Origin of the sequence: Methylocella silvestris BL2, from assembly GCF_000021745.1 — a bacterium.
In the GTDB taxonomy this organism is placed as follows: domain Bacteria; phylum Pseudomonadota; class Alphaproteobacteria; order Rhizobiales; family Beijerinckiaceae; genus Methylocapsa; species Methylocapsa silvestris.
In genome coordinates, this window is sequence record NC_011666.1 from 545,909 (window position 1) to 561,339 (window position 15,431).

A 15,431-nucleotide genomic window follows, 5' to 3' on the forward strand; every position below is an offset into this window, starting at 1 on the left:
ACATGTGGCGCAGCGTCTGACAGATCTCAGGGCGCGATAAGTGCGGTTCCTAGCGGTTCGCGTAGGCGGTGATCTCGAGCTTTTTCAAGAGCTCGGCAGGAGTTGCGACAAACTCCAGATCGGAAACGCCGACGCCCTGCGGCGAGAGCGCGATCAGATTGAAGCTTTTCGGATCGGCGATGAATTTGGCCAGCTCCGAGCCGACGAGGCGCAGAGCCGGCGCATTTCCCGCCAGAGCCGGCAGCAACAGGCTCGCTTTCATCATATCGGCCTGCCGAACTTCGTCGACGCTCAGATGCTGGCTCTTCGCCTGGGCGGCGAGCGCCTTGTCGACGACGCCTTCATTGACGAGCGTCACATCGACTTTCTTGACCAGCACGCGGCGCGCCGCGGCCGTCGCGACCTCCTGGTCATGTGAGGCGATCTCCGGCGTCACGTCGCCAAGCAGCGCGGACAATTGCAGCGCGCCCATGTCGGCGCCCTGAAGCGAGAAGTCGCTGATCGCGAGTTCGCTCGAGGCCCGCGTCCAGACGGCGTTCAGCCGGCTAGTCAGATCGAGCTGCGAATAGCCCATGGCGACAAGATCGGGCAGGGGCCCCGGCTCGTCGAGCGCAGTCACGAAATGATCGACCGCGACGTCAAGTCCGATGCTCGCCGCCTCATTCGACTCGAAGCTTTTGACGCCGATGCGATCGACTTTGAAGGCGCCGCTTTTTTGCGCTGGTTCGTCTGCGGCGGAAGGACGGTCGCTGGCGAGAGCCGTCAGCACAATCTCATCAAATCTCGGCCGCAGATTTTTCTCAAGCAGAGTTTGGCCGTTTTCATTGACGGTCAAGGGTTCGAGATTCAGCCCTTTGAGGCTGGCGCTATTTAATGAAATGCGCCGCGGTCCCCGCTCGAAAACAGCCCCCTCGAAATCGAGGGCGTCGATGCGGCGCCCGTCAAGGCGGGCCAAAAGCGCGCGCGTCAAACGAAGATGACCAGGCTCCTGGCCGTTATGCAGTTCGAGCTTGATGTCCGTGGCGGCGAGTTCGTTGATCTCCATCGCATCAAGCCATTTCAGCGCGTCGGCCGTCGTCGGGTCCAACTTGGCGGCGCCAGAGATGGACGCAGGCTTCAGCGGCGGTCTCGCCAGGACGCTGGCGAGCGTAATCGTCTTCAGGTCCAATCCGAATTGCGCGTTTTCAATATGGGCGCCGTCGACAGCGAGGGAATTATAGAGCGGAAGCTTTTCCGTCGGCTGATCTTGCGTCTCGCTGACCATTCGCGCCGAAAGCACGAGGTCCAAATCCTTGAGGCCGATGCGGCCATAAGCGCCTTTAACCTCGCCTGTCTTCGGATCGGACAAGGAAAAACTGGCGCCGCTGGCGGCGACGCCCGCCGCCTTGCCGTCCTTGACGCCGCTTAGCACAACATCACGATAGGTGAAGATCTGCGTCGTCTCCCCGATGCGGGATTCGATCGTCAATTCGGGCATCGTGATCGTCGTGGCGGAGAGCGTTGCGAATCGGTCGGGGGCAGATTGTTTCTCGCTGGAATCGAACAGTTTCAGGAGATCGGCGCTGGAGATCGACGCGCCGGCGAGGTCGATTTGCTTGATTTTATAGGTTGAGGAGCCCGTGACGATTGTGACGTCCGTCGCGCTGGCGGAACCTGCCGCGGCGAAGGCGGCGGGGATCAGCGTCCATCCGGGCGCATCGGCGACTTTGACCGTTCCGGCGTGAAACGACAGGCCCCGACCTCGCCAGTCGACGCCGCCAAATCGAATTTCGCTCCGCCACGGCTCGCTGGCGGCGCTCTCGATTCTGAGGCTCGGGTTCGCCGCAAGGGCCGCGGCGACCGCCCCGTCGAACGCATGGCGTTCGCCGACATCAACCAGAATCGCTGCGAAACCGGCAAAACCGGCGGCGGCAAGGAAAGGCTGCAGCTTCATAACGCCTCGGGGTTAGCGATGATCGGGTCGCGCAGAAGAGATGTGGATCACGAAACTTTGGACCGAAACAATCCAAAATCATGAAACTGATCAATTTCAAATATTTAGAAGACGATGGCCGGCCCGAAAAGTCTGCAACTTTTCGGCATCGCGCTTTTAGGGCAGGGCGCCGCTTGAGGCTGATCCTATGCGGCGAGGTCACTCGAGGCGAAAGCGCATGTCGCGACGCCCGCGAGCCGCCCTCAGCCCCTGCTTCACCTTAAAGGATTATCGCGACGGTAAATGGAGAAACGATCGTCTTCACAATAAAGCAAGTGGGCCCAAGCGCCTTCATAAGATGCCGCAAGCCGCGGAACACGCGCCGTCCAAAGCGCATGTCGACCTAAAATCCGATCGGCGCGAAATCGTTCAGTTCTTGCCGGTCAGATCGGTCAAAATCGGATCGGGATCGCCCTAGACGGCAAAGCTCGACCCGCAGCCGCAAGACGCGGTAGCGGCGGGATTTTCGATTTTGAACATCCGCCCCATCAGATTGTTGATGAAATCAATCCGGCAGCCGCGCAAGAATTCCAGCGAGACCGGATCGATCAGAACGAGCGCGCCGTCGCGGTCGAGCACGAGGTCCTCGTCGTCGCGCGCCGTCTCGATCTTATAAGTATAGGTGAAGCCCGAACATCCGCCGCCATCGACGCCGATGCGCAGGAAGGAGCCTTCCGGCTCGGTCTTGAGGATCTCGGAAATCCGCAGCGCGGCGTTTTCGGACATTTCGACGGGCGCTTCGACAGCGGCTTCGCTCATGATCAACCTCGAACATCTTGGACGATTGGGCGCAAGCGCGCCACATGCTTGCCTCGCGGCTAAATAGAGAACATAGGTCGCCGCGTTCATAACTGCAACGAGCTTAGTCGTCGCGCGATGGGGGCTTCATGTCAGTCTCACCCTTTCGGCCCGTCCGCGCCGCCTATGCGGCCGACTCCGACGCGAGCCGCGGGCGGCTGTTCAGCGAGCCGGGCTCTCCGTCGCGGACCAAATTCCAACGCGATCGCGACCGCATCATCCATTCGACAGCTTTCCGGCGGCTGGCGCATAAAACGCAGGTTTTTATCCCGCATGAGGGCGATCATTACCGCACGCGCCTCACCCATTCGCTCGAAGTGGCCCAGATCGCGCGGGCTCTGGCGCGCGCGCTCGGCCTCGATGACGATCTCGCCGAAGCGGTCGCTCTTGCGCATGATCTCGGCCATCCGCCGTTCGGCCATGCCGGCGAAGACGCCCTTCATGTGATGATGGCGCCCTATGGCGGCTTCGACCACAATGCGCAAACGCTGCGGATCGTCACCAAGCTGGAGCGACGCTATGCCGCATTCGACGGGCTCAATCTGACCTTCGAAACGCTCGAGGGCCTCGTCAAACATAATGGCCCGCTGCGTTTGCCCGATGGGTCGCCAACGCCGCGCTTTGCGAAATCGGGCGTTCCCGCCGCCATTCTCGAATTCGACGCGCTTTTCCATCTCGATCTCGCCCGCTTCGCCAGCGCCGAGGCGCAGGCCGCGGCCATCGCCGACGACATCGCCTATAACGCCCATGACATCGACGATGGCCTTCGCGCCGGACTGATCGACGTCGTCGATATTGCGCAGGCGCCTTTTCTCGGCGATCTCGCCGCCGAAGTCGCGGCGCTGCGCCCCGGCCTCGAGCCGGCGCGCTTCGTTCACGAACTGGTGCGCCGCCTGATCACGCGTTTCATCGAGGACGCCATCGGCGAAAGCAGGCTGCGCCTCGATGCGGCCGGCGCCGGCAGCGCCGAAGATATCCGCGACGGCGCGGCGCCGATGGTCGCCTTCTCCCCGGCGATGACGCGGCTCGAGGCGGAGATCAAGCAGTTTCTTCTGCATATCCTCTATCGCCGCGAGCCGCTCAATCGCATCCGCGCGCAGGCGGCGGAGGTGATCTTCAATCTGTTTCCGCATTTTTTCGGAAAGCCCACGAGCATGCCGGTGGATTGGGCGGCGGCGGCGCAAGCGGCGGGGGGCGACGACACGCGCCGCGCGCGGGTCATCTGCGATTACATCGCCGGCATGACCGATCGTTACGTGTTGCAGGAGCATCGCCGCATTTTTGGCGCGGCGCCGGAGCTTCGGTAGCCCCGGAATAGCTGCCGGTTTCCGCCCGGTGAGTTATAATGGGCCTACTCTTCAGCGTCGCCGATCGCCGGCCGCCACGTGGCGGCGATCGCTCCCGCCTCGCCGCGTCCGTCTCGCGCCTTGCAAGCTTATCCGATAAAAGCCAAATCGGACTGCCGCCCCCGCCGCAAGCTTTTGCCGCGGAGCTGGCGAACATTGCGGGATGAAGAACCAAAGCCCATGAACATTTACGCCGATTTCCATCAGCGCATCGCCGCAATCCTTGAGACCATTGTCGCCTCAGGACGCCTGCCGGCGGAGCTTGACCTTAATCGCTTCGTGGTCGAGCCGCCGCGCGACGCCTCGCATGGCGATCTGGCCGCCAACGCCGCCATGGTCTATGCGAAAGAGGCGAAGGCGTCCTTCTCCAATCCGCGCCAGCTCGCGAGCGAAATCGCCTTCGCGCTGGCGGAGGACCCCGACGTCGCCAGCGCCGAAGTCGCCGGGCCAGGCTTCATCAATATTTCGCTTAAGCCCGACGTGTTCGGCCGCATCCTGCGGCGGGCGCTCGAACTTGGCGCCGATTTCGGCAAGGGCGCAGCCAAAGCCGGCGGCAAGGTCAATGTCGAATATGTTTCGGCCAATCCGACCGGCCCGATGCATGTCGGCCATGGGCGTGGGGCGGTGTTCGGCGACGCGCTGGCGAACCTGCTCGAATTTGCCGGGGCCGACGTCACGCGCGAATATTATATCAACGACGCCGGCGCGCAGGTCGATGTTCTCGCCCGCTCGGCCCATTTGCGCTATCGCGAGGCGCTTGGCGAAGAGATCGGCGACATTCCCGAGGGACTCTATCCCGGCGACTATCTGAAAAGCGTCGGCGCGACTTTGGCCGCGCGCTTTGGCGACAGCCTGGTCCAGCGCCCAGAAACCGAGTGGATGGAGCCGGCGCGGGCGGCCGCGATCGAGGGCATGATGGCGATGATCCGCGACGATCTCGCCGCGCTCGACATCACCCACGCGATTTTCTTTTCCGAGCGTTCGCTGACCCGCGGCGAGGCGGGCGATCAGGTCGCCGCGGCGATCGCGGCGCTGCGGGCCGACGGTCTCGTCTATGAGGGCAGGCTTCCGCCGCCGAAGGGTCAGGCGGCGGAGGACTGGGAAGACCGCGAGCAGACCTTGTTCCGCTCGACCGCCTTCGGCGACGACGTCGACCGGCCATTGCTGAAGTCAGACGGCGGCTATACTTATTTCGCCTCGGACATCGCCTACCACAAGACGAAGATCGATCGCGGCTTCGCGCTGCTGATCGACGTTTGGGGTGCGGATCACGGCGGCTATGTCAGCCGGATGCGCGCCGCCGTCGAGGCTTTATCGCGCGGCAAGGCAAGCCTCGACGTCAAGTTGTGTCAGCTCGTCAAGCTGATGCGCGCCGGCGAGCCGGTGAAAATGTCAAAGCGGTCGGGCGATTTCGTCACCTTGCGCGAAGTCGTCGACGAAGTCGGGCGCGACGCCGTCCGCTTCATGATGCTGTTTCGCAAGAACGACGCGCCGCTGGAATTTGATCTTTCCAAAGTTATCGAGCAATCGAAAGATAATCCGGTATTCTACGTCCAATATGCGCATGCGCGCGCCAGATCGGTGTTGCGGCAGGCCCATGTCAGCATTCCTGCAAATAAACTCACGACGTCCGCCTTCGAAGAGGCGGAGCTTGGGCTTTTAGTCGATCCTGGCGAGCTTTATCTGGTCAAACTTGTCGCGCAATTTCCGCGTGTAATCGAGGCGGCGGCCAGCGCCCATGAGCCGCATCGTCTCGCCTTTTATTTGCACGAACTGGCGTCCGCCTTGCACGGTCATTGGACTCGCGGCAAAGATCAGCCACAATTACGATTTCTTAATGAAGAAATGCCAAATCTAACCATTGCAAGGCTTGCTTTGGTAAAGGTATTGGCGGGCGTATTGTCTGCTGGCCTTGGAGTTTTGGGGGTCAGCGCTCCTGACGAGATGCGCTAGAGGCTATTTTGGCCGGGTCGGCAGGATCTGCCGCCCGGGATAGGCTCAGGGTTTTGACTTCGGCGCGATTTCTAAGACCGCTGCAGGTCCATCTCCAGGAGAACGCTAGCCGGGCAAAGTCGTGTGAACGGCGTCGACGCGCGGACAATCGCATTTAAGAAATCCGCGCCGGCAGAGTTGGCTAAAGACGGGTTCGCCCCCCGGGGCGGCCCGCAGTAAGCGTATCGACCGCGCGCCCGTTCCGGCGCGCGCTCTGTCCGCTTGCAGAGTGGCGGCGGGAGGGTAGGATGAGTACGCGTGAGACTGTTGCTAAGCGGCGCCCGATGATCGATCTCGAGCAATTCGAGAAGCGCCTGCGCCAGACGACCCCTTCGAGCCGGTCCGACGATGATCCGCTTGCCGAACTCGCGCGGTTCGCCGGCGATCGCGACGATCCCTATAAGGCGGTTTTCGAGCATAAAGCGGCCCGGCCCGCGATCGAGGATCGCGACGCGCAAGATGGCTATGAGACGCCCGCCGACCACGACTCGTGGCCGCAGGCGGAGCCTGATCCCTTCGACCCTCATCGCTCTTACGCCAGCGCCGTCTACGCTCCCGAGAGCGAAGACTTTCCCCATCCGGGCGAGCGCCGGCGCGACCGGGAAGAGGAAGTCGCGAATTATTCGGCGCCCTTCGAGCAGGCGCAGGAATGGCGCTATCAAGAGGAAGCGCCTTACGCCGCCCCCGACTATGAGGCGGAGCCAAGGTCGCGGCGCCCGCTCTATATCATGGCCGCCATCATCATCGCCGGCATAGGCGGAATCGGCGCGACCTTCGCCTTGAAGGGCGGATCGTCGTCCTCCCATATGGTCGCTTCGATCAAGGCCGTCGACGGCCCCGTCAAGGTGCAGCCGGAAACGACTGGAGGCGTCGACTCCCCGAACCAGAACGCCTCGATCCTCGACCGTACGCCGCAGGCCTCTCCGGTCGCCGTCGCCGACGGTTCCGAGCAGCCGGTGGACCTCTCCCGGATGCCGGACCGCGCGCCGCGCGTGATCGCCATGAACGGGTCCGGTTCAGGCGCGGCCAGCGTCGCCGCGCCGCCGCCGCCGGGACGCGCGCAGGCCCCGCAAGGGAGCGAGGAGCGCAGCATCGCCAATCTGATCGAGCCGAAGAAAGTCAAGACAGTGTCGGTGCGCCCTGACGGCAGCGTGATCGCCAATGATCCCATCGCCGCGGCGGCTGCAGCGCCGGTCCCGGAGCATCACGCCGCGACGGTTGCCGCCAAGCCGGCGACGCCTAAGACGACCACGCGCGCGGCGACGACGCCGAAACCCGCCGCGCCGGGGGACGCCGCCGTGAATGCCGCCGCCAAACCGGCGGCCAAAACCCGCTCGGTCGAGGTCGCCAGCGCCGATGCGCAGGCGACGCCCGCGGCCGGCGGAGGCTACGCCGCCCAACTGGCGGCGCCCGCGTCCGAGGCCGAGGCGCGCGACATCCAGGGCAAGCTGATCAAGAAATATGGCGCGCAGATCGCCGGCTTCCATCCCTCGATCCGCAAGGCGGTGAGCGGCGACAAGACGGTCTATCGCGTCCGCTCGGTCGGACTTTCGAAGGAAGATGCGACCAGCCTCTGCCAGAAGGTGCAGGGCGCGGGCGGGGCCTGCTTCGTCGCCAAGAACTGATGGCGGCGATGGCGCGGCCGGCGGGTTTCGCAGCGCCGGACGAGCCCGCTGTGGACAGAATGGACTGAACGGCAAGGCGTGTTGCGGCGTCGGTTCAATCCGGTCAATCTGATTGACTTGATCGAATCATCGAACGGGGCGGCCTTTTGGATTTTGATTTCGACCCAAAACCGGACGAAGGGGACGAGGAACGCTCCTTCGTCGTCGACGTCGAAGGATTCGAGGGGCCGCTCGATCTGCTCCTCGATCTCGCGCGACGCCAAAAGGTCGATCTTGAAAAAATTTCCGTGCTGGCGCTCGCCGAGCAATATCTCGAATTTATCGAAGCCGCCCGCAGCCTGCGCCTCGAGCTGGCCGCGGATTATCTCGTCATGGCCGCCTGGCTCGCCTATCTGAAGTCCAGGCTTTTGCTGCCGCGCGCTGAGAAGGGCGAAGAGCCGGAAGTCGAGGAATTGGCCGAGGCGCTGCAGCTGAGGCTGCGGCGGCTGGAGGCGATCCGCGCCGCCGCCGAGGCGCTCGTCGCCCGCCCGCGGATGGGGCGCGACGTATTTTCGCGCGGGCGTCCGGAACTCGTCGACCCCGACGGCGCGCCACGATGGCAGGCGAGCCTCTATGATCTTCTCGCCGCTTACGCGCAGCGCCGCCAGAAACATGCGCTGACGCGCGTGACCTTGAAGCAGCGCTTCGTCTGGTCGCTGGCGCAGGCGCGCGAGGAGCTTGAGAAAATGATCGGGCGCGCGCTCGACTGGACTGATCTCGACGTTTTCCTGATCGAATTTTGCACGACGCCGGAAACGCGGCGGACGATCCGCGCCTCGACCCTGTCGGCCTCGCTCGAAATGGCGCGGGAGGGTTCGATCCTGATCCGTCAGGACGCGCCCTTCGCGCCGCTGTGGATCAAGACGCAGGCGCCCGGCGCCGGACCGCAATCGACGCCATGACGGGAAGGGATCTACACACGCAGATGGGAGACATCGCCAGACTCTTCCAGACCGAGGCCGAGCCCGGCCCATCCGCGGCGGCCAATGCGCAGCTTGTCGAAGCGATGCGGATCGCCGAGGCGATGATTTTCGCAAGCCCGGAGCCGCTGGCCGAGCAGGAGATCGAAAGGCGGCTGCCGCGCGGCGTCGCGATCGCCTCCGTTCTCGATCATCTGAAAGCGAGCTACAGCGCGCGCGGCGTCAATCTCGTGCGCGTCGGCGGCAAATGGATGTTCCGCACGGCGACCGATCTTGCCTGGCTGCTCGCCGGCGGCGAGGGCGAGCAGAAGAAAATGTCGCGCGCCGCGCTGGAGACGCTGGCGATCATCGCCTACCACCAGCCGGTGACGCGCGCCGAGATCGAAGACATTCGCGGCGTCGCCATCTCCAAGGGGACGCTCGACGTCTTGCTCGAAACAGGCTGGGTCCGGCTGCGCGGGCGCCGGCGCGCGCCGGGACGCCCGCTGACCTATGGCACGACGCAGGAATTTTTGATCCATTTCGGGTTAGAGGCCGTTGGCGACCTGCCTGGCCTTGAAGAATTGAAGGGCGCCGGATTGTTCGACGGGCGGCTGCCGTCGAGCTTTTCCATCCCGCAGCCGAGCGACGACGACGCGCTGGCCGCCGATGAGGATCCGCTGGAGGATGATGCGGAGCCGGTGGAGGAGGAGGAAGCCGCCGAGCGGGATCCGGCTGGATCGCAACAGCCCACCGACGACTGACGCGCGTCCCCTCAAAGAAAATCCGGCTTGATCTGCAACGGGCGCTCCAGCCAGCCGGGCGTCGGCAAATTCTTCGAGCGCAGAAACTCTGGGTTGAACAGCTTCGACTGATAGCGCGAACCCGAATCGCACAGGATCGTCACGATGGTGTGGCCGGGGCCGAGCTCCCGCGCCAGCCGTATCGCGCCCGCAACATTCACGCCGGACGAGCCGCCCAGCAGAAGCCCCTCGTTCTCAGCGAGGTCGAACACCAGCCGCACCGATTCCTCATCGCCGATCTGATAGGCGAAATCGATGGGGGCGCCTTCGAGATTCGCCGTAATGCGGCCCTGACCAATCCCCTCGGTGATCGAAGAGCCGGAGGATTTCAGCTCTCCCGTCGTGTAATAGGAATAAAGCGCCGCGCCCGGCGGATCGGCGAGCGCGATCTGAACGCCGGGATTCTTGGCCTTCAGCGCCATGCCGACGCCGGCCAAAGTCCCGCCGGTGCCGACCGCGCTAACGAAGCCGTCAACGCGCCCGTCCGTCTGCGCAAATATTTCCGGCCCCGTGGTCTCGAAGTGCCCCTGGCGATTTGCGACATTGTCGAATTGATTGGCCCAAATGGCGCCTGCGGGATTTTCCTTGGCTAGGCGTTCGGCGAGACGGCCCGATAATTTCACGTAATTGTTCGGATCCGCATAGGGGACCGCCGGAACCTCGATGAGCTCCGCGCCCTGCAGCCGTAGCAGATCCTTCTTTTCCTGGCTCTGCGTCTCGGGAATGACGATCACGGTCTTATAGCCGAGCGCATTGGCGACGAGGGCGAGACCGATGCCCGTGTTGCCTGCCGTGCCTTCAACAATGACTCCGCCCGGCTTCAGCGCGCCGCGCGCCACGGCGTCGGCGACGATTGCAAGCGCGGCCCGATCCTTGACGGAGCCGCCGGGGTTTTGGAATTCCGCCTTCCCCAGAATGAGGCACTGGGTCTCTTCCGATGCCCGCCGCAATTTGATGAGAGGCGTGTTGCCGATCGCCTCAATGACCGATTTTGCAAATGCCATTTTGCCTGATGTCTCGCTCTTACAAAATCGCGCGAATTGGCCCGAGGTATCTGACGATAAATCCATAAAAACTATAAACTGCTCTAAGCTTGGCTGTCGAGCTTTGGCGGCGGCGCCATTGCGGTTCGATGCAAAAAAGCCTGCCGGGCAGGGGCGCGGCAGGCTCTCGAGATCAGCGGATTGAGCCTTGGCTCAAGCGGCGGGTTTATACAGCACCCTTGAGACAATGCCGGCCAGAAGGGCGCCGGCGATCGGCGCGGCCCAGAACAGCCAGAGCTGCGAAATATATTCGCCGCCGGCAAACAGCGCCGGGCCGGTGCTGCGCGCAGGGTTGACCGAGGTGTTGGTCACCGGAATCGAAATCAGATGGATCAGCGTCAGGGTAAAGCCGATGGCGATGCCGGCGAAGCCGGCGGGCGCCGCGGCCGAGGTCGCGCCATGGATGATCAGCAGGAAGAAGAAGGTCAACAGCGCTTCGATGACGAGACAGGCCAGCAGCGAATAATGGCCGGGACTCAATGCGCCGTAGCCATTGGAGGCGAAGCCGCCGAGCTTGAACTCCGGATGGCCGCTTGCGACGACATAGAGGACGGCGGCGGCGGCGATCGCGCCCGCGACCTGGACGATAATATAGGGCAGGACGTAATTCGCGGTAATCCGGTCGCCGGCCCAAAGGCCAACGGTCACCGCCGGATTGAAATGACCACCCGAGATCGGGCCGACCGCGTAAACCATGGTGAGAACGGTCAGGCCGAAGGCCAGCGCGACGCCGGCAAAGCCAATTCCGAGCTGCGGAAACGCCGCGGCGAGCACGGCGCTGCCGCAACCGCCGAAGGTCAGCCAAAAGGTGCCCAGAAACTCGGCCGTCAGCCGTTGAGACATCGAAAAATTCATGATCCCACCCCAATCATCAAAGTTCTTTGTTGCAGGCGCCGACTGCATCGGCGCTCATTCTTCTGTCGCCCGCGGATCGAAGCCGACGCTCCTTGTGGTTCGAAAGCTGCAGTCTTGCCCGACGTGATTTGAGCAACCCTTCGTTCAGAACGGCCGCAAGCTATGAAAACCTTGCTTAGCGGCGCCAAGTCTAGACCAGGAAGGGCGCGCGGCTAAAGGGGGCGCGCAGAAACGGAAGGCTTGAACAGTTTGCAGGCTGGGGATTGATAAGGCGTTGCTTCGGGCGACTCTGAAACCGTCTATAGTTGCATAATACTAGCGTGTATCGTTGAGCGGGCATCAATTGGTCAGAGGCGATGCGCTTTGTCAATTGTCGGTGGTTCAAAATTCGGTGGCGTTCGGCAACGCATTGGCGCCGCTTAACCAAAGCCGGGCATACGCAGAATCCGGCACGGCGCGCCGGCCTCGGCGGCTGGGGCATGCGAGGGGCGAATCACCAAGCATTCTGCCCGCGCGAGCACGCTCAGCAGCGATGAATCCTGCGCGTCGAAGGGCGTCGCGACGGGCGGGCCGTCGCCCTCGCGCGCCAATGTCGCGCGCATAAAATCTTGTCTCGAATCATTGGCCCGAACCGGCGCTCCGAGCACCGCAGTTTCGCTGGAGTCCTTTGCAGCCAAGGGATCGCCTGAGAGCGCGCGGACCAGCGGGCACAAAAAAAGGATTGCGCAAACCGTCGCCGACACGGGATTGCCGGGCAGACCGACGACGGCCGTGGGCCCAAGCCTGCCATAAACCAGCGGGGCGCCGGGCCGCAGCAGGATGCGCCAAAAATCGAGCTCCATGCCGCGCTTGAGAAGCGCTGGCCGGACTAGATCATGATCCCCGACCGAGGCGCCCCCGCTCGTCACCAGCACATCGCATTCGGCCTCGAGAGCGGCGCCGATGGCGTGTTCGGTGGCGGCGAGATCGTCGCCAACGATGCCGAAATCGACCGGCTCGCCACCGGCCCATTCGACGAGGGCGGCGACGGTGAAACCATTGGAGGCGACGATCTCATCGACGCCGACGGCTGCGCCGGGAGCCACGAGTTCGTCGCCGGTCGCAAGAAGGCCGACGCGGGGGCGCCTGGCGACGGGCAGCTCGGCGTGGTTCATCGCCGCCGCGAGCGCGATCGCTCCCGGGCCAAGACGCGTTCCCGCCTTCAGCAAGGTCGCGCCCTCGATAAAATCGAGCCCCGCCTTGCGAACATAGAGGCCGGGCGGGACGCCGCGCAGCGGCTCGATCAGGCCATCGACGACGCGCGCGTTTTCCTGAATCAGGATGGCGTCGGCGCCGTCCGGAACCCGCGCGCCGGTAAAGATCCGCGCCGTCTCCATCGGGCCGAGCTTTCCCGCGAAAGCATGTCCGGCGGCGCTTTCGCCGATCTGCTTTAGCCGGGTCGGCAGGATCGAAAGGTCCGCGGCGCGGACGGCGTAGCCATCCATGGCGGAAACGGGGTAGGGCGGCTGTGTCCTGCCTGCAGCAAGGTCCGCGGCAAGGGTGCGGCCGAGCCCCCTTGCCAGTGGGACCGTCTCTCGCGGACGATCCGGGCAGACGCCTGCGAGAATGCGCGCCTTCGCCTCTTCAACGGTCAGGGACGCGCGCCCGCTCATGCTCAGGGAGCCTTGACTTCGGAGGGCTTGGCGGCCTCGACGTCGTCACGGCGCCAATCGCCCGATTTTCCGCCGGTCTTCTGCAAAAGTTCAATCGCCTCGATCCGCATCCCGCGGTCGACCGCCTTCAGCATGTCGTACAGGGTGAGGCAGGCGACGGAGACCGCCGTCAGCGCCTCCATCTCGACGCCAGTCTGCCCCAACGCCTTGGCGCTGGCGCGCACGACGATTCCCGGCAGAGCGGCGTCCGCTTCAAGATCGACGCCGACTTTCGTCAGCTGCAGCGGATGGCAGAGCGGAATGAGCTCATGGGTCTTCTTGGCGGCCATAATGCCGGCGATCCGCGCCGCGCCGAAAACATCGCCCTTGCTGGCGTTGCCCGATAGCGCAAGCGCGAGCGTCTCCGCGCGCATGACAATGCGGCCGGAGGCGATGGCGATCCGCTCGGTGGCCACTTTGGCGGAGACGTCGACCATCACCGCTTCGCCGCCCGCGGACAGATGGGTGAGGCCCGATTTCGCGACAGTCATAATCCGTGCGCGTGCTTGCCGTGGAGGGGCGGCAATTTGCCGATGAGCAGATCCTTGGTCGCCGCCGCAACGTCCTTTTGGCGCATCAGGCTCTCTCCGACGAGAAATGTCGAAACGCCATGCGCCTTGAGGCGCAGACAGTCCTGATGCGAGGCAATTCCGCTTTCGCTGACGGCGATGCGGTCGGAAGGAATCTTTTCGGCCAGCCGTTCGGTCAGTTCGAGGCTGGTCTCGAAGGTTCGCAAATCGCGGTTGTTGACGCCGACAAGCCGCGTTTCGAGCCGCAGCGCGCGCGTGAGTTCGGCCTCGTCATGCACCTCGACGAGAATATCCATGGCAAGATCATGCGCCGCCCGCGTCAGCTGGCCCGCCTCCTCGTCATCGACGCAAGCCATGATGATCAGAACACAATCGGCGCCATTGGCCCTTGCTTCATAGACCTGATAAGGATCGAACAGGAAGTCCTTGCGAAGACAGGGTAAATGGGTTGCAGCGCGAGCCGCCTCAAGGAAGCTGAGATCGCCCTGGAAGGAGGGGCCGTCGGTCAGCACGGAGAGGCAGGCGGCGCCGCCCTCCTCATAGGCGCGGGCCAGCGCCGGCGGATCGAAATCGGCCCGGATCAGACCTTTGGACGGGCTCGCCTTCTTCATCTCGGCGATCAGCGCAAGCTGATTGACCGCGTGTTTCGCCTCGATCGCCTTGACGAAGCCGCGCGGCGGATCATGGTCATGCGCCTTGCGCTCCAGCGTCTCGAACGGCATCCGCACTTTGGCTTGCGCGATCTCGCGGCGCTTGTAGAGCGCGATGCTCTTTAGAATGTCGGTCATGGACAAGATCCTGCGGCGACGGCGGGAAGGCTCGCCCGGTTCGATGCTTCAACGAGTTTTGACAGGGTAGAGGCTGCGCGGCCATCGTCAATGGCGGCGGCCGCCAGCCTGGCGCCCTCGCGGAGGTCTGCCGCGCGCCCGGCGACGATGAGCGCCGCGGCGGCGTTGAGGATCGCGATGTCGCGATAGGGCGATTTTCGTCCCTCAAGCACGGCTTTCAGGGCGGCGGCGTTGAAGGCGGGCGATCCGCCCTTGAGGTCGGCGAGCGCCGCGCGCTGGAGGCCGGCGTCTTCCGGCGTGATGTCGAACGCGCGGATCGCGCCATTCTCCAGCGCGACGACATGCGTCGGACCGGTCGTCGTCGCCTCGTCGAGCCCGTCCGCGCCGTGAACCAGCCAGACGCGCGTCGAGCCGAGCGCGCGCAGCGCCTGCGCCAGCGGCTCCAGCCAGCTCTTCGCATAGACGCCAAGCAGCTGAAATTTGACGCCCGCAGGGTTGGCGAGCGGGCCGAGGATATTGAAGATGGTCCGCGTCCCGAGCTCCGCTCGCGCCGCCGCGACATGGCGCATCGCCGCGTGATGCGCCTGCGCGCTCATAAAGGCGACTCCTGCCGCCTCGAGGCACGCTTCGACCTCCCTGGAGTCAAGGCCGATTTTAACGCCGAGGGCGGACAGCACGTCGCTCGCGCCCGACTGCGACGAGGCGGCGCGATTGCCATGCTTGGCGACGGGAACGCCGCAGGCGGAGACGATCAGCGCCGCCAGCGTCGAGACATTGTAGGTGGAATGACCGTCGCCTCCCGTGCCGACGATATCCATGGCGTCCGCTGGCGCATCGACGCGAAGCATCCGCGCCCGCATAGCGGCGACCGCGCCAACGATCTCGTCGATCGTCTCGCCGCGAACCCGCAGCGCCATCAGGAAGGCGCCGAGCTGGGCCGGCGTGGCGGCTCCTTCAAAAATGAGGTCGAACGCCCGCGTCGCCTCCGCCTGCGTCAGGCTGGCGCCGGTCGCAAGCTTGCCGAGCAACGGTTTCATGGCGTCCAATATG

13 protein-coding genes are annotated in these 15,431 nt (G+C 64.1%); 5 read left to right on the top strand and 8 right to left on the bottom strand.

The window, feature by feature from the left end:
* Nucleotides 1-49: 49 nt before the first annotated feature.
* Both MSIL_RS02505 and MSIL_RS02510 read right to left on the bottom strand, forming a co-directional pair.
* On the bottom strand, nucleotides 50-1,933 hold the full coding sequence (locus tag MSIL_RS02505) for a hypothetical protein (protein WP_012589534.1): 1,884 nt from the start codon (nucleotides 1,931-1,933) through the stop codon (nucleotides 50-52).
* Between the two features lie 453 nt (nucleotides 1,934-2,386).
* The gene (locus tag MSIL_RS02510; protein WP_012589535.1) at nucleotides 2,387-2,731 is read right to left on the bottom strand and encodes a HesB/IscA family protein; all 345 of its coding nucleotides are present in this window, start codon (nucleotides 2,729-2,731) and stop codon (nucleotides 2,387-2,389) included.
* A gap of 128 nt (nucleotides 2,732-2,859) precedes the next feature.
* On the opposite strand from MSIL_RS02510, the gene MSIL_RS02515 reads away from it, so the two are divergent.
* From MSIL_RS02515 to scpB, 5 genes are all read left to right on the top strand, one after another.
* Nucleotides 2,860-4,077 (top strand): deoxyguanosinetriphosphate triphosphohydrolase, encoded by a 1,218-nt coding sequence (locus MSIL_RS02515; RefSeq protein WP_012589536.1) that lies wholly within the window; start codon nucleotides 2,860-2,862, stop codon nucleotides 4,075-4,077.
* Nucleotides 4,078-4,296: 219 nt separating this feature from the next.
* Complete coding sequence (gene argS / locus MSIL_RS02520) at nucleotides 4,297-6,069, top strand: arginine--tRNA ligase (protein WP_041367519.1); 1,773 nt, start codon at nucleotides 4,297-4,299, stop codon at nucleotides 6,067-6,069.
* A 287-nt stretch (nucleotides 6,070-6,356) separates the two neighbouring features.
* Nucleotides 6,357-7,733 carry an SPOR domain-containing protein gene (locus MSIL_RS02525; protein ID WP_012589538.1) on the top strand — a complete coding sequence of 459 codons (1,377 nt, stop codon included), beginning with the start codon at nucleotides 6,357-6,359 and terminating at the stop codon, nucleotides 7,731-7,733.
* Between the two features lie 146 nt (nucleotides 7,734-7,879).
* The gene (locus MSIL_RS02530; protein WP_012589539.1) at nucleotides 7,880-8,674 is read left to right on the top strand and encodes a segregation and condensation protein A; all 795 of its coding nucleotides are present in this window, start codon (nucleotides 7,880-7,882) and stop codon (nucleotides 8,672-8,674) included.
* A 23-nt stretch (nucleotides 8,675-8,697) separates the two neighbouring features.
* On the top strand, nucleotides 8,698-9,435 hold the full coding sequence (gene scpB / locus MSIL_RS02535; RefSeq protein ID WP_049768084.1) for an SMC-Scp complex subunit ScpB: 738 nt from the start codon (nucleotides 8,698-8,700) through the stop codon (nucleotides 9,433-9,435).
* An 11-nt stretch (nucleotides 9,436-9,446) separates the two neighbouring features.
* Here the strand turns inward: scpB and MSIL_RS02540 are convergent, their stop codons facing one another.
* The 6 genes from MSIL_RS02540 to trpD form a co-directional block, all read right to left on the bottom strand.
* A complete protein-coding gene (locus MSIL_RS02540) occupies nucleotides 9,447-10,478 on the bottom strand; it encodes a cysteine synthase A (RefSeq protein WP_012589541.1) in 1,032 nt (343 codons plus the stop codon).
* Between the two features lie 192 nt (nucleotides 10,479-10,670).
* Entirely contained in the window at nucleotides 10,671-11,372 is a 702-nt protein-coding gene (gene aqpZ, locus MSIL_RS02545) for an aquaporin Z (RefSeq protein WP_012589542.1), read from the bottom strand.
* A gap of 419 nt (nucleotides 11,373-11,791) precedes the next feature.
* Complete coding sequence (locus MSIL_RS02550; RefSeq protein WP_012589543.1) at nucleotides 11,792-13,024, bottom strand: molybdopterin molybdotransferase MoeA; 1,233 nt, start codon at nucleotides 13,022-13,024, stop codon at nucleotides 11,792-11,794.
* A gap of 2 nt (nucleotides 13,025-13,026) precedes the next feature.
* On the bottom strand, nucleotides 13,027-13,554 hold the full coding sequence (moaC, locus tag MSIL_RS02555; RefSeq protein WP_012589544.1) for a cyclic pyranopterin monophosphate synthase MoaC: 528 nt from the start codon (nucleotides 13,552-13,554) through the stop codon (nucleotides 13,027-13,029).
* Nucleotides 13,551-14,381 (bottom strand): indole-3-glycerol phosphate synthase TrpC, encoded by an 831-nt coding sequence (gene trpC / locus MSIL_RS02560; RefSeq protein WP_012589545.1) that lies wholly within the window; start codon nucleotides 14,379-14,381, stop codon nucleotides 13,551-13,553. Before trpC ends, moaC begins: the two co-directional genes overlap by 4 nt.
* A complete protein-coding gene (gene trpD / locus MSIL_RS02565; RefSeq protein ID WP_012589546.1) occupies nucleotides 14,378-15,427 on the bottom strand; it encodes an anthranilate phosphoribosyltransferase in 1,050 nt (349 codons plus the stop codon). The genes trpC and trpD overlap by 4 nt, the downstream gene beginning before the upstream one ends.
* Between the last annotated feature and the right edge of the window lie 4 nt (nucleotides 15,428-15,431).